The following is an 18557-nucleotide window of genomic DNA, read 5'->3' on the forward strand; positions in this document are numbered from 1 at the left end:
ACGAAGCGGGCAGAGAGAGCGCCGGCTAGCGGCGCCTGGGTGCTGATGACAGTGGCATCACTCGTCATGGCGGAACCTCTGCTGCCACTCCGCGCGGCGCAGCTGGGCGCGTGCATTGAGCTCGGCGCGGCGGTCCTTGGTGGTGAATGAGGTGAAGACCGGCGCACAGCCGGGCTTACTGAACCTCAGGTGCCCGCCGCTGGTTCGCTGCACCTCCCACCCCCGGGTGGCGGCATAGCGCACCAGGCGCTGCATCCCCTTGCACCCTCGTGCTGCCGACAGCGACTTACTCATCGTTGGCCTCCTCGATCTCCCAGAAGCGTGTCAGCAAGGCATCACCACCCTCGATGAAGGTGTGGATCTCGTGGCCGCTATAGGTGGCCATCTGGATCACCGCGAGAGCATCCGCTTGTAGCGACGCGTCGAGCCCGCGGAGCCGCTGCATCTCGAAGGGCCAGCGGTAGCCGTTGTAGAGCGCGAGGAGGAGGCGGCGCAGGTGGTGGGACTGGCCGCTGTGGCCCTGTGCCACACGGATCAGATGCTCGAGGGATAAGAGCCCCTGCTGCTCAGCCTCAAGCTGACGCTGGCGAGTCTCGTTCATGACCTGAGCCAGCGCCTTTGAAAGTCGGGAGCGGGGCTCGGGTGTGCGCACGCGATACTGGCTCATGGGGTCACCTCCTGATGCTGCCAGGCCAACGGCTTGAAGCGCGCCGACGCTCCCTGGAACGCCAGGTGCACGGTGCCGGTGGGCCCATTGCGCTGCTTGCCCAGAATCAGCTCGGCCAGGCCGTGGCTATCTTCGTTATCGGGGTGATACACCTCGTCGCGGTAGATGAAGGCGATGAGGTCGGCATCCTGTTCCAGCGCGCCGCTGTCGCGCAGATCAGCCATGCAGGGGCGCTTGTTGGGGCGGGTCTCCAGGGAGCGGTTGAGCTGCGACAGCGCAATCACTGGGGTGCGCAACTCCTTGGCGGTCTCCTTGAGGATGCGGCTGACCTTGCCCACCTCGAGGGTGCGGTTCTCGCTGCCCGGCTCCTGCAGCAGCTGCAGGTAGTCCACCAGGATCATTGAGGGGCGGCCGAAGCGGCGGGTCATGCGGCGAGCGCGGGCCTTCAGGCTGGAAGCGGTGATGCCCGAGGCATCATCGATCAAGAGCTTCCCGTCCAGCTGGGTGAGTCGACTGACCGCGGCGGTTACCTTGGGCCAATCCTCGTCTTCCATCTTTCCGGTGCGCAGCTTCTGCAGGGAGACATTGCCCAGGCTGGCGATCAGCCGCAGCATCAGCTGCGACTCGGGCATCTCCAGGGAGAAGATAAAGACCGGACCGGTAGCCTCCTCTGCCATCAGGGCATGCTCCGCGAAGCCGAGCCCCATGGCGGTCTTGCCCATGGAGGGGCGGCCGGCCAGGATGATGAGGTCTCCGGGCTGCCAGCCCGCGGTCATGGCGTCCAGCTCGCTCAGGCCACTCGGGACCCCTGTCACCCCACCCTGTGCATTGAAGGCCTGATCGATGACGTTGATGGCCTCCCCCAGCATCTCCTTCATGGAGCTCAGCCGGTCGTGGCGCTCCTCCGTCAGGGCGAAGAGCTTCTGCTCGGCCTCCTCGATCAGCTCGGCGGCCGTGCGGCCCTGAGCGTTCAGGGCCTGCTGGTTCAGCGTGAAGCAGGTGTGGATCAGCTGCCGCAGCGCATGGCGGTCCTTCACGATCTCGGCATAGGCCGCCACATTGGCCGCGCTGGGCGTATTGCGGGCCAGCTCAGCCAGAAACGCGAGCCCTCCCACCTGCTCCAGCTGGTGGGCTTCCTCCAGCGCTTCGGAGACGGTCACCACATCCATCGGCTGGTCGCGATCTGCCAGCTCCCGGATCGCCTGAAACACCAGACGGTGGGCCTGCTGATAGAACATGGCAGGGGCCAGGCGGTCGGCCACCTCGTCCCACATGGCGTTATCCAGCAAGAGACCGCCCAGCACCGACTGCTCTGCTTCCAGGCTATGGGGTGGCAGATAACCGGCTTCCGGGCGCTCCTCGGCCACCCGGAGCTCGACCAGGTTCTCAATGGCACTCATCGTGGCAACCTCCCTGCATGGCGGTGGTGCTGACCATGGCGTCGATCAACGGCTGCCAGTCTGGGTTGAGCTCACAGGCCATCGCCTTGACCTGGTCGGCAGCGGCGGGCGACTTGCGGCCGACGGGCTTGCGCGGCTCGAACTGGTGAGCCGGCAACCCGGCACTGGCCGCCTGTCGGAAGGCGACACCGGCGCGGATGGTGCTCTGCATGACGGTGACGCCCTGCTCGCCGGCGGCGAACATCTCTGCCAGCGTCTGGTGGATGCCCCGCGCATCGGCGGTTTCATCCAGGCGATTCACGAGTACGGAAACGGGGGGAACGGAAAGGTGGGTGAACTGGCTGAGCGCCTCGAGATCGCGCAGCAGGCCAACGGTGCCACGCACGAACTCACGGGCAGAGAGCAGCTCGGGAGTGATGGGAGAGAGAGCGTGATCGGAAGCCAGGACCGCCATCTCCAGCGTGATGGAGCGCGCCCCCTGGGTGTCGATCAGGATGAGGTCATAGCCCGACAGATTGGAGAGCAGCTGGGCAAGCCGGAAACGGCCGTCCGGGGCGTTGAGCAGCAGCTGAGGAAGCTGGCCGGCATGATCGTTGGAGATCACTACATCCAGATTGGGATGGGCCGTCTGCGATATGACGCGGTCGGGAGCCGTGTCGCTAAGCGCGATCAGCTCATAGGTGCCGCCGGGGGCTTCGGTGCGAAGGGGGTAGTAGCTAGAGAGGGTCGGCTGGCTGTCCAGGTCGATGAAGAGGACCTTGAGGCCCGCATCGGCCAGAAGGCCGCCCAGATTTGCTGTGACGGTGGTCTTGCCGACCCCGCCCTTGGTCGAAATAACAGATACAACGCGCATAACCTCACCTCGGTTCCAGATGGAAACAAGTGTGAGGCTGATGATCTGTCTCTATTTCACGAAGCTGTCAGGTCTACTGACACGCCAGGTGGGGATTCCACTCTTGCTCGTAAGTAGCTGATTTCGCACTGCTTGAGATGGTGCCGGCACCAGGAGTCGAACCCGGGACCTACTGATTACAAGTCAGTTGCTCTACCAACTGAGCTATGCCGGCTCGGGAACCGACTCGATTCACAGAATCGGAAACAGGGTTGGCGTGGCTGGGGTACCAGGATTCGAACCTGGGAATGCCGATACCAAAAACCGGTGCCTTACCACTTGGCTATACCCCAGCAGATTGGTGGCCAGAGACGGAATCGAACCGCCGACACGGGGATTTTCAATCCCCTGCTCTACCGACTGAGCTATCTGGCCGCTGCCAACGGGGCGTATTAAACCCCAGCGGGCCGTTTCCGTCAACCCCTTCCGTTTCAGAAACATGGCCGGAGATCGACGCCCCCGAGGGCTACTCGCCACGGGGCACGTAGCCCTCCGCCTGATCGGTCTCGCGGTTGTCGAAGAAGCGCTCCATCTGCTCCATCAGGTACTCTCGCGAGGCGGAATCAAGCATGTTGAGGTGCTTCTCGTTGATCAGGCGGGTCTGCAGCGCCTGCCACTCCTCCCAGGCCTGGCGCGAGACGCTGGCCTGGATCTCCTGACCCTTCTTGCCCGGCAGCGGTGGGAACGGCAGGGCGTCCATTTCCTTCTGGTACTTGCGACAGAATACGGTCTGGCTCATCGAAGTCTCTCCTCACGGGGCTCATGGCCCCACGCTGGTGGTCAGTGAAAAGGGCGCCAGGGATGCCAGCAGCGCCTTGACCGGCGCCGCCAGGCCGATGCTGGCGGGATCGCGGGGATCGTACCAGCAGCGCGCCTCGCCCACCGCGTCCAGCCGCTCGATGCGCGCAGGCTGCGGAGTAATCTCGAGACGAAAGTGGCTGAATACATGGGTGAAGGGCGTCCAGGCGGGCGCGAGCTCGCCGCCCGGCGCATGGACGTCCAGCCACGCCTGAAGCGCCTCGACATCGTCGAACTGGGGCAGGCTCCAGAGCCCGCCCCACAGCCCGCTCGAGGGGCGCTGCTCGAGCAGCACGCGCCCCTCGCGGTCCTGCAGCAACAGCATGGTGGTGGCGCGGGTCGGCACGGCATTCTTCGGCTTCGACTCGGGAAATTGCTTCTCCTCGCCGCGGGCATGGGCCACGCAGACATCGGCGAAGGGGCAGCGAGCGCAGTCTGGCCTGCCGCGCCGGCAGAGGGTCGCGCCCAGGTCCATCATCGCCTGGGTGAAGTCGACCAGCCGCGCCTCGGGGGTGTAATGCTCGGCCAGGGCCCAGAGGCGACGCTCTACTGCCGGCCGCCCCGGCCAGCCCTGCACGGCGTGCAGGCGCGTGAGGATGCGCTTGACGTTGCCGTCGAGGATCACCGCGCGTCGCCCGGTGCTCTGGGCGATGATCGCCCCGGCCGTGGAGCGGCCGATGCCAGGCAGCGCCGCCATCGCCTCGAGGCTGTGGACGGGAAACTCGCCGCCATGCTCCTCGACCACCACCCGGGCGGCCTTGTGAAGGTTGCGCCCCCGGGCGTAGTAGCCGAGCCCGGTCCACAGATGCAGCACCTCGTCCTGGTCGGCCGCCGCCAGCGACGTCACATCCGGAAAGCGCGCCATGAAGCGCGTGAAGTAGGGGATCACGGTGGCCACCTGGGTCTGCTGCAGCATGATCTCGGAGACCCACACCCGGTAGGGACTGCGCTCCTGCTGCCAGGGCAGGTCGTGGCGGCCGTGGGCATCGAACCAGGCGAGCAGGCGCTGCTGGAAGCGCTCCGGCGACAGGATGGCTGGCGGCATGTCCATCATGGGGCTCTCCCGTCACGAAGATCTTACGGCGCACCAAAAAAGCGCCGACTGGGGAAGTCGGCGCAGGGACTGGTCGTACGTGTTGCTCAATCAAATAGACCCTTCAGGGCATCGCGAAGTTCCTTGCCGGCCTCCTCGCCCAGGCGCTCGTCGATCTTGCCGGCGGTCTCCTCGAGGCGCTTCTCGACCGCCTGGCCGGCGCGCTGGGTGACCGCGTCGCGCAGCAACTCGGCCAGCGTGTCCTGGAAGGCCTGACGGTCGAAGCGGCACCACTCGGAGCTCACGCCGCTCAGGGTTCCCTTGCAGCGCACCGGCAATGGCACCCGCTCCAGACGCGGATTGACCTCGCAGGGGGCGTTGTCGGCATTGACCAGACGGACCTCGGCGCGCAGATCGAACTGCTCGCTGACCAAGTCCAATTCGCCCTTGCCGTCCACTTCCATGCCAGGCAGCGTGACCAGCAGGTCATTGCTGCTGGCGGTTCCCTCGTCCAGCATCAGGGTGGCACGCATGTGCTCGAAGCGGGTCTCGTCGCGCCACTCGCGGTCGAGCTGCTCACCTTCCAGGGCGGCCGCCGCGGTGCATAGTTGCTTGGAGATGTTGGTGCCGGGAATCGCCCCCTCCTCGACGCGGGTGGCGAACCTGCCGCCCAGATGGCGCCTGAGCTCCATCAGGGTATTGCCTCGGGTGGCGAGCTCGCCCTCACCGCTCAAGCGTCCGCTCAGCGGCGCGGGCGGGTTGCCGAGGGCCTCGAGCAGCGACTCCAGGCGCACCCGCTCGACCTTCGGCGTCAACTGCCAGCGGGCCGGTGTCTCGCGCAGGTCGAGAGCACCCTCGGCGGCCAGGCGACCGTCGTGGAAGCGTGAATCGAAGGTGACCAGGCGATGCCGACCGTCGCGCCCTTCCAGGTTCAGGTCGACGTCCTGGAAATCGAGCCCCGCTAGGCGCAGCTCGGCCAGAGCCAGGTGTGCGTCGAGGGTGAGCGCGGACAGCCACTGCGTCGGCAACAGCCCCTGCGACTCGGCAGCGAGGGCCTGGCGGATGCCCGGCAGGCGCCACAACCAGGTGCCAGCGTCCTCCACCCCCGGTGGCGGCAGGTAGCCATCCAGATCGAGTCGGTCGCCCTGCAGGTCGGCGGCGAGCTGTGTGCCGTCATACTCTCCCGCCAGCTGACCGGTGAAGGTACTGCCGTCCAGCAGCAGCGTCAGGCCGGCGAGCTCGACGTGCTCGAGGTCACCGCTGACGGGGCTGGTCAGTGCCACATCGGAGAGCGCCTCGCCATCGGCCATGGCCGGCATCATGTCGAGTCGCGCCAGCCAGGGGCGCAGCGATAGCGGTGTCAGGCGCAACTGGCCGGTATAGGCCGGCGCCTCGGCGAGCTGGCTGAGGTTGAGGTTGCCGTTAAGCACCAGGCCATCAGGGCCGGTGAGGGCCAGGTCACGCAGGCGGGCGCTCTGCTCGCCGAGGTCGGCGTCCAGAGTGAAGGCCAGTGAGAGCGGCAGCGCTTTCTCCCCCAGGCGCGGATGCTGGAGGTTGGCGTCGAGCTGCCCCTCCTCCCACTGCACGCTGCCTTCGGCGACATCCAACACCAGTTGGCTACCCTTGAGGTTGACCTTCTGCACATTTTCCAAGCCCGCGAGGCGGTTGACCGTCTCCAGATTCAGTCCTTCCAGCACATGCCGGCCATCGGCCAGGCCCAGGGCCACCTGGCTCTGCAGCGAAATGTCGCTGACCAGGCGTGCCTCACGCTCCTCCTGCCGCCCCTCGAGGCCGTCGTAGGCCGACAGTCGAAAGGAGGTGGTGACCGGGAAGGCCCGCCGGGGATTGACGTTGCTGCCGCTGATCTGGAGCTTTTCGAAACGCAGCTCACGGTCGTTCAGGGCATCGCGAAAGCGAACCTCAGCCTCCCGAACCTTGACGCTGGCGACGTTGAGCGCCACCGTCAGGCCGGCATCGATCGCCGGGGCGGGCCCGGCACTGGCCGGTGCCAGGGCGGCTTCGGCCTGCTCGCCGCGCTCGCCCAGCCGCTCGAGCAGCACCTCCCAGTTGCCCTGCCCCTGGGCGTCGCGCTTGAGGTCCAGATAGAGGCCATCGAGGGTCAGGCCATCGATAGCGATCTCGCCACGCAGCAGCGGCGTGAAGGCCAGGCTGACCTCGGCATGAGAAAAAGCGGCGAAGGGCGTCGAGTCCTGTGCCTGGTTCGGCAAGCGGGCCTCAGCCTCCTCCACGCTGACCCCCAGGCGCGGATAGAAGGACCAGGTGAGGGGCCCCTCCAGGCTCAGCTCGAGCCCGCTGTGATCGCGCACTACGTCGACCAAACGGGGTTTGAGATCGTTGGGGTCCAAGAAGGTGGTGACATAGACCACCGCACCGACCATTACCAGGCCGAGCACACCAATGGTCGCAAGCAGGGTCCGCAGCAGTCGCTTCATTGCTGGCCTCTTCGCGGGGGTAGGTCGAGTTCGAAGTAGTCGCCACCCTGGGTGAGTCGGGGCGGCGGGGTTGCCACCCCTGTCACGGGGTTACCACCACGGTCATGAGCCGCATTGTAGCGGATGGGGCGGGCGATTCACTATAATGGCAGGCTGGTGGCGTCAGGCACAGTTCCCGGCGTCCTTCGTCTTGCCGGCCGCTATCACCAACCGGCCCCCCCTCGACACGCGCCCCGGCGCTGGAGACCCGACATGTCCGAGCGTATCGCCACGGTCACCCGCAACACCCGGGAAACCCAGATCACGGTGACCCTCAATCTCGACGGCAAGGGGCGCTTGGCCTGCGAGACCAGCGTGCCGTTCCTCGACCACATGCTCGACCAGGTGGTCCGCCATGGCCTGATCGACCTAGACATCCAGGCGCTAGGCGATCTACACATCGATGATCACCATACCGTCGAGGATCTTGGCATCACTCTGGGGCAGGCCTTCCACCAGGCGATCGGCGACAAGCGCGGCATCCAGCGTTACGGCCATGCCTACGTGCCCCTGGACGAGGCACTGTCGCGGGTGGTGGTGGACTTCTCCGGGCGCCCGGGACTATTCATGGACGTCGATTTCACCCGCGCCAGCATCGGCCGCCTGGATACCCAGCTGTTCTGGGAGTTCTTCCAGGGCTTCGTCAATCATGCCCGGATGACCCTGCACATCGACAACCTGAAGGGCTTCAACGCCCACCACCAGGCAGAAACCATCTTCAAGGCCTTCGGCCGCGCGCTGCGCATGGCCGTGGCGCCGGACCCGCGCATGGCGGGCCAGATGCCGTCTACCAAGGGTAGCCTCTGAGGCCGCCGCACGATCACACGAGGAGCGCTCCATGACCATTGCCGTCATCGACTACGGGATGGGCAACCTGCATTCCGTCGCCAAGGCACTGGAACACGTCACCCACGAGCATGTGGTCATCACCCGGGATCCGCGCCGCATCCGCGGCGCCACCCGCCTGGTGCTGCCCGGCCAGGGCGCCATCCGCGACTGCATGGGCGAGCTCGAGAAGACCGAACTGCGTGGACTGGTCGAGGAACTGCTCGCCCGCCAGGCCAAGCCACTGCTGGGCATCTGCGTCGGCCAGCAGATGCTGCTCGACCACAGTGAGGAGAACGGCGGGATCGACTGCCTGGGCTTCCTGCGCGGCGAGGTGAGGAAGTTCCCGGTCGACATGCGCGATGACCGGGGCAACCGCCTCAAGGTGCCCCACATGGGCTGGAACCTGGTGCATCAGCACCACGACCACCCGCTGTGGGCAGGCATCGACCAGGACGAGCACTTCTACTTCGTGCATAGCTACTACGTCGACGCCGCGGACGACGCCACGGTGTTCGGCACCACCGATTACGGCCAGATTAGTGCCCACGTGGCCATCGGCCGCGATGCCATCTTCGCCGTGCAGTTCCACCCGGAGAAGAGCTCTCGGGCTGGCCTCAAGCTGCTGGAAAACTTCGTTCAGTGGATGCCCTGAGCGGTGCCACACTACAGGCGCCCGCCGCCGCGCCACACTCCAGGCGCCCGCGGCTGCGCCAACCGAGGACATTGACATGCTGGTAATTCCCGCCATCGACCTCAAGGACGGCAAGTGCGTGCGTCTCAGGCAGGGCCACATGGACGACGCCACCACCTATGGCGACGACCCGGTGGCCATGGCCGCCCGCTGGGTCGAGGCCGGCGCCCGTCGCCTGCACCTGGTCGACCTCAACGGCGCCTTCGAGGGTGCGCCGGTCAACTTTGATGCAGTCACCGCTATCGCCCGCGCCTGGCCCGACCTGCCCATCCAGATCGGCGGCGGCATCCGCTCGGCCTCGACCATCGAGCACTACCTCGAGGCCGGAGTCTCCTACGTGATCATCGGCACCCGGGCGGTCAAGGAGCCGGTCTTCGTCGGCGAGATGTGCCAGGCCTTCCCCGGCCACGTGATCGTCGGCCTGGACGCTCGAGATGGCTTCGTGGCCACCGACGGCTGGGCCAAGGTCTCCACGGTCAAGGCCACCGACCTGGCCAAGCGCTTCGCCGACGACGGCGTCTCCAGCATCGTCTACACCGACATCGCCCGCGACGGCATGCTGTCCGGCGTCAATGTCGAGGCCACCGCGGCCCTGGCCCGCGAGGGGGGCCTGCCGGTGATCGCCTCCGGCGGAGTGACCGACTTCGACGACCTGCGCGCCCTGATGGCGGCCGGCGAACCTGGGATCCTGGGCGCCATCACCGGGCGCGCCATCTACGAGGGCAGCCTCGACTTCGCCGAGGCGCAGCGGCTGTGCGACGCACTCAGCCAGGACGAACTCAGCCACAAGGGGAACTGAGCCATGGGACTCGCCAAGCGCATTATTCCGTGCCTGGACGTCGACGCCGGCCGTGTGGTCAAGGGTGTCAACTTCATCGGCATCCGCGACGCGGGTGACCCGGTAGAGATCGCCCAGCGCTATAATCAACAGGGCGCCGACGAGATCACCTTCCTCGACATCACGGCGAGCCACGAGGACCGCGACACCACGGTGGAGATGGTCGAACGCATCGCCGGTGAGGTGTTCATCCCGCTCACCGTGGGCGGCGGCATCCGCACCTGCGACGACATCCGCACCATGCTCAACGCCGGCGCCGACAAGGTGTCGATCAACACCGCCGCGGTCACCAATCCCGACTTCGTGCATGAGGCCGCCGAGCGCTTCGGCAGCCAGTGCATCGTGGTGGCCATCGACGCCAAGAAGGTCTCCGCGGAAGGCGAGCCGGAGCGCTGGGAGATCTTCACCCACGGCGGACGCCGCCCCACCGGGCGGGATGCCGTGGAGTGGGCGAAGAAGATGGTGGCCTACGGTGCCGGCGAGCTGCTGCTAACCAGCATGGACCGCGACGGCACCAAGGCCGGCTTCGACCTGGGGGTGACCCGCGCCATTGCGGAGGCGGTGAGCGTGCCGGTGATCGCTTCCGGCGGGGTCGGCACCCTCGACCACCTGATCGAGGGCGTCATCGAGGGCGGCGCCGACGCGGTGCTGGCGGCCAGCATCTTCCACTTCGGCGAATACACCATCCCCGAGGCCAAGCGCTACATGGCCGAGAGAGGGATCGAGATGCGTCTCTAGTCGGCAGAGAGCCCCAGATTGCTGACGCCATCGTTGCGCCCCAGCCAGCGCAGCGCCTTGAGCGCCTCGCGATCCAGCGCTCCCGTCTCCACGGCCTCGAGCACCGCGTCCTGGAAGTCGTTCTCGTCCGCCATCAGCGGATGGTCGCGCACCAGCTCACCCAGCCGCGCGGCGTCTTCTTCGCCCTCGGTGAGCTCGATATAGGCGCGCACCCCGCTGCGGGAGGTACGGCTGACCTCGAGCACCGCCTCGGGGGCCTCGCCGCGCAGGGTGTCGAGCAGCGCCGAGAGCGCCACCACCGTCTCCAGTGCCCGCCGGGCCCCGAAGCTATCGTCCTCGGCGGGGGGCTCCAGTTCGGCCAGCTTCTCGGCCTGACGGTCGAAGTCGATGCGCGCCGCCTTCACCACCAGCCGTTCCCAGACCAGGTCCAGGGTCACCTTGATGCCATGCGGGTCCCCCTGGCCGGTAGTCTCGGCGTAGAGGCGGTAGTTGGGCAGCAGCCGCTCGCAGAGTGCCGCCATGAAGGCCTGCTGGCGACGCGGGTCGAGTTGCTGGAGGCGCTGGAAGAAGCCGCTCATGGAGTCTCCTCAGGATATGGGTTGTCTCAGGGCCAGAGGTACTCTTTCGCTACCCGCCCGCGGGTATCGAAGAGCACGCCCTCGGCCATCAGCCGCCGACGCTGCTCCTCGGCCCCGCCGTGATCGGCCAGCTTGCGCGAGGCGGTGATGACCCGGAACCAGGGCAGGCCGTGGCCGGCGGGCAGATCGCGCAGGGCCCGGGCCACCAGGCGCGGCGTAGCGCCTTCGGTCATCGCGGCGATGCGCCCGTAGCTGGTCACCCGACCGGGCGGGATCTCGGCCAGGATGGTCAGTATCTGTTCGCGAAGCTGCGGCTTCATGTACCCTGGCGCTCCGTCCCGTCCGTCACTCGGCATTCCACCAAGGCGAGGCTCGCATGCACGTTCATGTCCTTCAGCACAGTCCCCACCAGGGACCGGCCCGCATCGCCGACTGGCTTACCAGCATGGGCCACAGCCATACCGTCTTCCACCTCGATGTGGGGGAGCTGCCATTGCGGCTGGCTGACGGCGATGCCCTGATCGTACTCGACGGCCCCGAAGGCATTGCCGACGAGGCCGAGCGCCCCTGGCTCAGGGCCGAGCGCAAGCTGATCCACCGGGCGCTGGACGCCAACAAGCCCCTGCTGGGGATCGGCTACGGCGCTCGGCTGATCGCCGAGGCGCTGGGGGCGATGGTGGCCCGCGGCACCGTGGCCGAAACCGGCTGGCACCGGGTGGACCTTGCCCCGTTGAGCCCTGTCGACCTGCCCGACACCTTCGAGGCCTTCATGTGGCACCGCGAGGTCTTCGCGCTGCCCGACTATGCCCTGGCGCTGGGACGCAGCACGGCCAGCCCGCTGCAGGGCTTCACCTGGGACGACGGCCGGGTAGTCGGCCTGCTCTGCCACCTGGAGACCACCCTGGCGAGCGTCACTGAACTGCTCGATCATCAGCCACCCCCCGAGGGCAGCGAGACCAGTCCCCATGCCCAGGATCGGGCGGCAATACTCGACGACCCGAGGCGCTTCGACCGGCTAGCGCCGCTGCTCGACCGCCTGCTCAGCCAGTGGCTCGCCAGTACCAACAGCAGATAATGGCTCAGGCCGACTGACGCGGCGACCGGCCGTCCTGACGCACCTCGGCCGACCACTCCCTGGCGACCTGCAGGCAGCTTTCCCAGTCGCCGACATGGAGGAAGTGGCGCTCGGGATGCTTCTCCAGCTGATGGCGATAGAGCGGGTCGTAGTATTCGGTCAGTAGCGGGGCCAGCCAGGCCTCATGGGCCTGGCGATTGCCTCGTTCATGCTCGCGGAAAGCCAGCGACTGGAGTCGCCGCAGGCGCGCCAGGCGTTCGCTGCCCAGGCGCTTGCGCAGACGCCCCAGAGCCGTGGTGAGCTGCTTGCGCATCAGCGCCCAGCCCAGCCAGTCACCGAACTGATGTCGATGGATCTCCCACAGGTCATCGATGTAGTCCTTGCGGATCTGCGCCAGCCGCCAGTCCAGCGGCATCTCGATGCGGATGCGCGGCGCCGACACCATGCCTTCCCAGAAACGCAGCGGGATGTTGGCCGCCCCGATACGTCGCGACTCATCCTCCACCACCAGCGGCCCGGGCAGCTCCAGCAGGCGCCGTCCCATGGCATGCTCGAAGTCGATCTGGCTGGGCGCCGGCAGTGGATGGCGCCCGAAGGCCGAGCCCTTGTGGCGGGCACACCCCTCCAGGTCGAGGCCATTGTCCAGTGCCAGGATCAGCGGCGTCTTGGCACAGCCGGTGAGGCCGCCCACCACCAGCAGCGGCTGCTCGGCCGCGGCGTCGATGCGCGCACAGAGGGCCTGGCGCATCGCCTTCCAGCCGCCACGGATACGCGGACGCAGGATACCGGCATCCGCCAGCCACTGCTGAGCGACCTGGGAGCGCAGCCCACCACGGAAACAGTAGAGGATGGCATCAGGATGTGCGGCGAGCAGCCGCTGCCAGGCGGCGACCCGTGCGGCCTTAATACCACCGCTGACCAGCCGCTCGCCCAGGGCGATGGCCGCGTCCTGGCCCTGCGTCTTGTAGGCGATTCCCACCTGGCGACGCTCTTCGTCGTCCATCAGCGGCAGGTTCACCGCCCGGGGCAGGGCACCCTGGGCGAACTCCACCGGGGCGCGGACATCGATCAGCACGCGCCCTTCCCGCAGCAGAGCGAGGTCGGGCTCGACCAGCGGCAGGCTCATCCACGCACCTCGATCAGCGCCGGCCCGCTGGCCTTGACGACCTCACCGAAGGGCGTGAGCTCGATGCCGTGGTCACGGCCGATGCGCTCCACATCGTCCTCCCAGGAAGGGTGCACCGAGAGCAGCAGGCCACCGGAGGTCTGCGGGTCGCAGAGCCACTGCCAGTGGGCCTCGTCCATCTGCGGCAGGCTTTCGCCCAGCGCCTCGCGGTTGCGCTCGGTGCCGCCGGGCACCGCACCCTGGCGGCGATAGGCCTCGGCCTCGGCGAGCCGTGGCAGGCGGCGAAAGTTAACCCGGGCGGCCACGCCACTTGCCGCGCACATCTCGGCCAGATGGCCGGCCAGGCCGAAGCCGGTGACGTCGGTCATGGCATGCACGCCCTGGACCTTGGCCAGCGCCATGCCGATGGCATTGGTCTTGAGCATGGTCTCGCGCGCCAGTCTCTGGTGCCCAGGCTCGATCAACCCCTGCTTCTCGGCGGTGGTCAGCAAGCCAACTCCCAGCGGCTTGGTAAGGAACAGCAGGTCGCCAGGCTTGGCACCCTTGTTGAGCTTGAGATGCTCGAGGTCGACAAAGCCATTGACCGCCAGGCCGAAGAGTGGCTCGGGGGCGTCGATGGAGTGACCGCCGGCCAGCGCCAGACCCAGCTCGCGGCACACCGCCTGGGCACCGGACACCACATCGCCGGCAATGTCGGCGCCGAGCGTGCCCAGTGGCCAGCCAAGGATGCCCAGTGCCAACACCGGCTTGCCGCCCATGGCATAGACGTCGCTGATGGCGTTGATCGCCGCGATGCGGCCAAAGTCGAAGGGGTCGTCGACGATGGGCATGAAGAAGTCCGTGGTGGCGATCAGGCCGCGACCGTCGCCCAGATCGTAGACAGCAGCGTCCTCGCGCCCCTGGTTGCCGACGATCAGCCGCGAATGGCTGGCTCCGGGACCAGCCTTGGCAAGGATGGCGTCGAGCACGTCGGGGGCGATCTTGCAGCCGCAGCCAGCGCCGTGGCTGTATTGGGTCAGGCGGATGGCGCTCATCTCGTTCTCCTTGGCTTGGACTCCCCCATTCTACATCAGAGCCTCCCTCTTAGAGGACGTCGAGGGCCTCGGCGAGCTTGCTCACGGCGACCACCTCCATGCCCTCGGGCGAGCGTTTGGGGGCATTGCCGCGGGGCACGATGGCTCGCGTGAAGCCGTGCTTGGCCGCCTCGACGATGCGCTCCTGGCCGCTGGGTACCGGGCGGATCTCGCCGGAGAGTCCCACCTCGCCGAACACCACCAGCTCCCGCGGGAGCGAGCGGTTCTGCAGGCTGGAGACCACCGCCAGCAGCACCGCCAGGTCGGCGCTGGTCTCCAGCACCTTGACCCCGCCGACCACGTTGAGAAAAACGTCCTGGTCCCCGGTGAACAGCCCACCATGGCGATGCAGCACCGCCAGCAGCATCGCCAGGCGGTTCGGGTCGAGGCCCACGGCGACGCGGCGCGGGTTGCCTAGCGCCGACTCGTCGACCAGCGCCTGGACCTCCACAAGGATCGGCCGGGTGCCCTCCCACACCACCATCACCAGGCTGCCGGCACTCTGCTCCTCGTTGCGCGAGAGGAAGATGGCGCTGGGGTTCTTCACTTCCTTGAGGCCATGCTCGAGCATGGCGAACACACCGAGTTCGTTGACTGCGCCGAAGCGGTTCTTCTGACCGCGCAAGGTTCGAAAGCGCGAATCCGCCTCGCCCTCGAGCAGCAGCGAGGCATCGATCATGTGCTCCAGCACCTTGGGGCCGGCCAGGCTGCCGTCCTTGGTGACGTGCCCCACCAGCATCAGCACGGTATTGCTCTGCTTGGCGAAGCGGGTCAGGGCCGCGGCGGACTCGCGCACCTGGGCGACGCCGCCGGGGGCCGAGGCGATATCCTCCAGGTGCATGGTCTGGATGGAGTCGATGATTAGAACCTCAGGGCGCTCGCGCTCGGCCACCGCGAGGATGGTCTCGATGCTGGTCTCGGCCAGCATCTTCAGACCCTGTACCGGCAGCTGCAGGCGGTGGGCGCGCATCGCTACCTGAGAAAGCGACTCCTCGCCGGTGATGTAGACCACCCTGCGGGACTGGGCCAGCTTGCAGGCCGTCTGCAGCAGCAGGGTCGACTTGCCGGCCCCGGGGTTCCCCCCGAGCAGCACCGCCGACCCCGGCACCAGGCCTCCGCCCAGCACCCGATCAAACTCGGCGAAGGTGGAGGAGAGTCTGGGCACCTCGCTGAGATCAACGCTGGCCAGGTCGACTACCTCGCGGGACAGGTCGCCGGCGTAACCACTTCGCGCGGAGGCGGCGGCGCCTGCACCGGGGCGCACCGCCGAAAGACGCACCTCGCTCAAGGTATTCCACTCCTGGCAGCTGCTGCACTGCCCCTGCCACTTGCGGTACTCGGCACCACACTCGGTGCAGACGAAGGCGCTCTTCGCTTTGGCCATGCGGTACGTTCTCCCAGGTTCAGTATCCTCCTTCCAGCAGGCACCAGCCAACAGCCGATGGCACGCCCACAACGACAAGGGGCGACCCTCAAGGGCCGCCCCGGGACTGCGCATTCAGAGGCTTACTGGCGCTTGAGTCGCAGCATCTCGCTATTCTGGAAACGACGCAGGTTGGGATCGATCAGTTCCAGCGTCTGTGGGTCGATGCGCAGAAAGTAGTAGGTTTGCCCTTCGCCATCGGGCGTCAGCTCGTAAACAGTGGCGGTGGGATCCTGCTCGGTCCCTTGGAGGACTTCCCAGTTGCCTGTGTAGTTCTCGTCCGGCGGATTCTGTGGGTGTGCGCGGTAGGAGGCCTCCAGCTCGAAGTTACGCTGCTCGGCGGCGCCCTGCGCCTCGCCGTTCAGGGTCACGCTCAGATCGATACCGTCGCAGTTTCGACACGGCAAGGTTCCCTCATAGGTCGCCGTAGTTGCTTCTCTTCCGGGGGCGGCAGTCTGATCAGCGGGTCCGGTGGCGCAGCCGACCAACAGGGCGACCATCGCAGTGCCGGCCAGCAAGCTCCTGATTTGCATTTGTGTCCTCCTAACCAATGAGCATGACGCCGTGATACACGGCAGCCTGAGCGACAGCATAACCTCTCGTGCCCTCAGCGGACAGCTTCGTACCATGCTGTCAGGCCGGCGGATGGACATGGGTGAAGATCAGTGCCAGCACCAGCGGCATGACCACCAGGCTGCCCAGGTTGCCGATCAGCACCAGCGAAGCCACCTTGTGGGGCTCCTGGCGATACTGCTCCGCCACCAGGTAGTTCAACACGGCCGGCGGCAGGGCGGCAAACACCCAGAGGGCCGCCGCCTGCAGGCCCGAGAGGTCAAGCCACCAGATCAACGGCACGGCGAGCACCAGGCCCGATAACGGGCAGAGCACCGCACCAAGGATGCCGGTCCTCCAGTCGCCGAAGTCGATGTCCAGCATCCGCACGCCTAGGGCGAAGAGCATCAGCGGGATGCAGACCCCGCCCAGCATGTGCAGTGCCTCGAGGAACCAGCCCGGCAGGGGCACGCCGCCTAGATTGACGGCGAGCCCCGCCAGGCTCGCCAGCACGATGGGCATGCGCAGCAGACGCCACAACGGGGTGTGCGGGCTTAGCATGTAGAGCCCCACCGAGAAGTGCAGCAGCATCTCGATGATGAACAGCACCACCGCCGCCGGCAGGGCCTGCTCACCGAAGGCCAGTACCAGCAGAGGGATTCCCATATTGCCAGAGTTGTTGAACATCATCGGCGGCAGGAAGGTCTTGGTCTCGAGCTTCAACCACTTTGCCACCGGCCAGAGCACCAGCCCCGAGCCTAGCACCACCACCGCCCCGGCGAGCGCCAGGCTCGTGTAGTCCGCCAATGGCGCCTGTCGGTCGGCGAGCACGGCGAACACCAGCATGGGCACGAAGAGTTCCATGTTGAGGGTATTCAGACTGCGGATATCCGGCGTGCGGAAGCGACCATAAAGGGCACCGCAGCCGGCGATCAGGAAGACGGGCAGCAGGGTAGCGAGGATCTGGGCGGTCATTGCAGGGTTCCGTAGGCAGCGAATGATCGATGGCGGCCCCCGAGACTAGCATGGCCGCGGCTTGCGCGGTCAGGCCGCTCGGGTCACCATGACCAAAGTCCACCCCCCGAGCGAGTGACCATGAGCAAGTTCTGGAGCCCCGCCGTTCGCGAGCTAACCCCCTATGTCCCCGGTGAGCAGCCCCGCGAGCGCCTGATCAAGCTGAACACCAACGAGAACCCCTATCCGCCCGCCCCCGGGATCGAGGCCGCGCTACGCGAGTTTTCCGCTGATCATTTGCGGCGCTACCCGGACCCGCAGTCCATCGCCCTGCGCGAGGCGCTGGCCGAGGTGCTCGGGGTGACGACAGAACAGGTGTTCGTCGGCAACGGCTCCGACGAAGTGCTGGCCCTGGCCTTCCAGGCCTTCTTCCGCCAGGGGCGGCCACTGGAGATGCCGAGCATCTCCTACAGCTTCTACCCAGTCTACTGTCGCCTCTACGACGTGGAGCGCCGCGCTCTGCCACTGGACGATGAATGGCGGGTTGACCTGGACGCCTTCACACTCGAGTCCGCCGGAGTGATCTTCGCCAACCCCAATGCCCCGACCGGCCATGGTCACAGCCGTGCGGCCATCGCCGGACTGCTCGAGCGCATCACCGAGTCGGTAGTGCTGGTCGACGAGGCCTACGTGGATTTCGGCGGCGAGAGTGCCGTGCCGCTGGTCGAGCGCTTTCCCAACCTGCTGGTCACCGGCACCTTCTCTAAGTCACGCAGCCTGGCCGGCCTGCGGCTCGGCTATGCGGTGGGCTCCCGCGAACTGATCGAGGGGCTGGAGCGGGTCAAGGACTCCTTCAACTCCTACCCTATCGACAGCCTGACTAGCGCCCTGGGCATCGCCTCCCTGACGGACCGCGAGCACTTCGAGGCTTGCCGCGAGGCGGTAATCACCACCCGCGAGCGCACTCGGGTGCGACTCGAGGCCCTTGGCTTCCAGGTGTTGCCCTCGCAGACCAACTTCCTGCTGGTCAGCCACCCGAAACTCGATGCCGCTCAACTCTTCGTTGAGCTGCGCGAGCGCCGCGTGCTGGTGCGACACTTCAACACCGAGGTGCTGCGCGACTACCTGAGGATCTCCATCGGCACCGATGACGAGATGGATAGCCTCATCGAGGCGCTCGAAAGCCTGTGTCGCTAGTTTGAAACCTGCGGTCCTGATATACGCCCCCTGATTCAGGATTTCGAGGCGTGACGTAAAGAAGGCACCACCCATAAAAAAACCCCGAGCTCAAATGAACTCGGGGTTTTTTTCGGGATAAGTGCCTGACGATGACCTACTCTCGCATGGGGAGGCCCCACACTACCATCGGCGCTGAGCGGTTTCACTGCTGAGTTCGGCA

At 66.7% G+C, this 18557-nt stretch carries 20 protein-coding genes, 3 tRNA genes and 1 rRNA gene; 6 read left to right on the plus strand and 18 right to left on the minus strand.

What is annotated here, in order from left to right; translation table 11 throughout:
• Positions 1–57: 57 nt before the first annotated feature.
• The 10 genes from DFO68_RS11740 to DFO68_RS11785 all read right to left on the minus strand — a co-directional run bounded on the left by DFO68_RS11740 (position 58) and on the right by DFO68_RS11785 (position 7243).
• Positions 58–294 carry a hypothetical protein gene (locus tag DFO68_RS11740; protein ID WP_031217487.1) on the minus strand — a complete coding sequence of 79 codons (237 nt, stop codon included), beginning with the start codon at positions 292–294 and terminating at the stop codon, positions 58–60.
• Positions 287–667 (minus strand): DUF7673 family protein, encoded by a 381-nt coding sequence (locus DFO68_RS11745; protein ID WP_133483827.1) that lies wholly within the window; start codon positions 665–667, stop codon positions 287–289. The genes DFO68_RS11740 and DFO68_RS11745 overlap by 8 nt, the downstream gene beginning before the upstream one ends.
• The gene (dnaB, locus tag DFO68_RS11750) at positions 664–2067 is read right to left on the minus strand and encodes a replicative DNA helicase (RefSeq protein WP_133483828.1); all 1404 of its coding nucleotides are present in this window, start codon (positions 2065–2067) and stop codon (positions 664–666) included. The genes DFO68_RS11745 and dnaB overlap by 4 nt, the downstream gene beginning before the upstream one ends.
• Positions 2054–2920: a ParA family protein gene (locus DFO68_RS11755; RefSeq protein WP_133483829.1), complete on the minus strand. Its 867-nt coding sequence runs from the start codon at positions 2918–2920 to the stop codon at positions 2054–2056. Before DFO68_RS11755 ends, dnaB begins: the two co-directional genes overlap by 14 nt.
• A gap of 138 nt (positions 2921–3058) precedes the next feature.
• Positions 3059–3134 (minus strand) — tRNA-Thr (locus DFO68_RS11760).
• Positions 3135–3177: 43 nt separating this feature from the next.
• Positions 3178–3252 (minus strand) — tRNA-Gln (locus DFO68_RS11765).
• A 6-nt stretch (positions 3253–3258) separates the two neighbouring features.
• Positions 3259–3334 (minus strand) — tRNA-Phe (locus DFO68_RS11770).
• Positions 3335–3425: 91 nt separating this feature from the next.
• Entirely contained in the window at positions 3426–3698 is a 273-nt protein-coding gene (locus tag DFO68_RS11775) for an oxidative damage protection protein (RefSeq protein WP_133483830.1), read from the minus strand.
• Positions 3699–3719: 21 nt separating this feature from the next.
• Positions 3720–4811, minus strand: a complete 1092-nt coding sequence (mutY, locus tag DFO68_RS11780; RefSeq protein ID WP_133483831.1) for an A/G-specific adenine glycosylase — start codon at positions 4809–4811, stop codon at positions 3720–3722.
• Between the two features lie 86 nt (positions 4812–4897).
• Positions 4898–7243, minus strand: a complete 2346-nt coding sequence (locus DFO68_RS11785; protein WP_133483832.1) for an AsmA family protein — start codon at positions 7241–7243, stop codon at positions 4898–4900.
• Between the two features lie 252 nt (positions 7244–7495).
• Here DFO68_RS11785 and hisB point away from each other — a divergent pair, with 252 nt between their 5' ends.
• The 4 genes from hisB (at position 7496) to hisF (ending at position 10377) form a co-directional block, all read left to right on the plus strand.
• The gene (gene hisB / locus DFO68_RS11790; RefSeq protein ID WP_133483833.1) at positions 7496–8089 is read left to right on the plus strand and encodes an imidazoleglycerol-phosphate dehydratase HisB; all 594 of its coding nucleotides are present in this window, start codon (positions 7496–7498) and stop codon (positions 8087–8089) included.
• 31 nt (positions 8090–8120) lie between these two features.
• Positions 8121–8762 carry an imidazole glycerol phosphate synthase subunit HisH gene (gene hisH, locus DFO68_RS11795; protein ID WP_133483834.1) on the plus strand — a complete coding sequence of 214 codons (642 nt, stop codon included), beginning with the start codon at positions 8121–8123 and terminating at the stop codon, positions 8760–8762.
• A 76-nt stretch (positions 8763–8838) separates the two neighbouring features.
• Positions 8839–9600, plus strand: coding sequence for a 1-(5-phosphoribosyl)-5-[(5-phosphoribosylamino)methylideneamino]imidazole-4-carboxamide isomerase (gene hisA, locus DFO68_RS11800; protein ID WP_133483835.1), 762 nt, complete (start codon positions 8839–8841; stop codon positions 9598–9600).
• A gap of 3 nt (positions 9601–9603) precedes the next feature.
• The gene (gene hisF, locus DFO68_RS11805) at positions 9604–10377 is read left to right on the plus strand and encodes an imidazole glycerol phosphate synthase subunit HisF (RefSeq protein ID WP_133483836.1); all 774 of its coding nucleotides are present in this window, start codon (positions 9604–9606) and stop codon (positions 10375–10377) included.
• Here hisF and DFO68_RS11810 read toward each other — a convergent pair.
• Both DFO68_RS11810 and DFO68_RS11815 read right to left on the minus strand, forming a co-directional pair.
• The gene (locus DFO68_RS11810) at positions 10374–10955 is read right to left on the minus strand and encodes a YjaG family protein (RefSeq protein ID WP_133483837.1); all 582 of its coding nucleotides are present in this window, start codon (positions 10953–10955) and stop codon (positions 10374–10376) included. The genes hisF and DFO68_RS11810 overlap by 4 nt on opposite strands.
• A gap of 26 nt (positions 10956–10981) precedes the next feature.
• Positions 10982–11275, minus strand: a complete 294-nt coding sequence (locus DFO68_RS11815; protein ID WP_133483838.1) for an MGMT family protein — start codon at positions 11273–11275, stop codon at positions 10982–10984.
• A 56-nt stretch (positions 11276–11331) separates the two neighbouring features.
• On the opposite strand from DFO68_RS11815, the gene DFO68_RS11820 reads away from it, so the two are divergent.
• Complete coding sequence (locus tag DFO68_RS11820) at positions 11332–12030, plus strand: type 1 glutamine amidotransferase (protein WP_133483839.1); 699 nt, start codon at positions 11332–11334, stop codon at positions 12028–12030.
• Positions 12031–12034: 4 nt separating this feature from the next.
• On the opposite strand, the gene mnmH is transcribed toward DFO68_RS11820, so the two are convergent.
• The 5 genes from mnmH to DFO68_RS11845 form a co-directional block, all read right to left on the minus strand.
• A complete protein-coding gene (mnmH, locus tag DFO68_RS11825) occupies positions 12035–13156 on the minus strand; it encodes a tRNA 2-selenouridine(34) synthase MnmH (RefSeq protein WP_133483840.1) in 1122 nt (373 codons plus the stop codon).
• On the minus strand, positions 13153–14190 hold the full coding sequence (gene selD / locus DFO68_RS11830) for a selenide, water dikinase SelD (RefSeq protein WP_133483841.1): 1038 nt from the start codon (positions 14188–14190) through the stop codon (positions 13153–13155). Before selD ends, mnmH begins: the two co-directional genes overlap by 4 nt.
• Before the next feature lie 49 nt (positions 14191–14239).
• A complete protein-coding gene (gene radA / locus DFO68_RS11835) occupies positions 14240–15613 on the minus strand; it encodes a DNA repair protein RadA (protein WP_133483842.1) in 1374 nt (457 codons plus the stop codon).
• Between the two features lie 122 nt (positions 15614–15735).
• Entirely contained in the window at positions 15736–16185 is a 450-nt protein-coding gene (locus tag DFO68_RS11840; protein ID WP_133483843.1) for a copper resistance protein NlpE N-terminal domain-containing protein, read from the minus strand.
• Between the two features lie 100 nt (positions 16186–16285).
• Positions 16286–17179: an AEC family transporter gene (locus tag DFO68_RS11845; RefSeq protein WP_133483844.1), complete on the minus strand. Its 894-nt coding sequence runs from the start codon at positions 17177–17179 to the stop codon at positions 16286–16288.
• A 120-nt stretch (positions 17180–17299) separates the two neighbouring features.
• On the opposite strand from DFO68_RS11845, the gene hisC reads away from it, so the two are divergent.
• Positions 17300–18355: a histidinol-phosphate transaminase gene (hisC, locus tag DFO68_RS11850; RefSeq protein ID WP_133483845.1), complete on the plus strand. Its 1056-nt coding sequence runs from the start codon at positions 17300–17302 to the stop codon at positions 18353–18355.
• Between the two features lie 123 nt (positions 18356–18478).
• Here the strand turns inward: hisC and rrf are convergent.
• Positions 18479–18557: ribosomal RNA gene (rrf, locus tag DFO68_RS16070) — 5S ribosomal RNA — on the minus strand; the annotation flags it as partial.

Origin of the sequence: Halomonas ventosae (genome assembly GCF_004361885.1) — a bacterium.
Lineage (GTDB): Bacteria > Pseudomonadota > Gammaproteobacteria > Pseudomonadales > Halomonadaceae > Halomonas > Halomonas ventosae_C.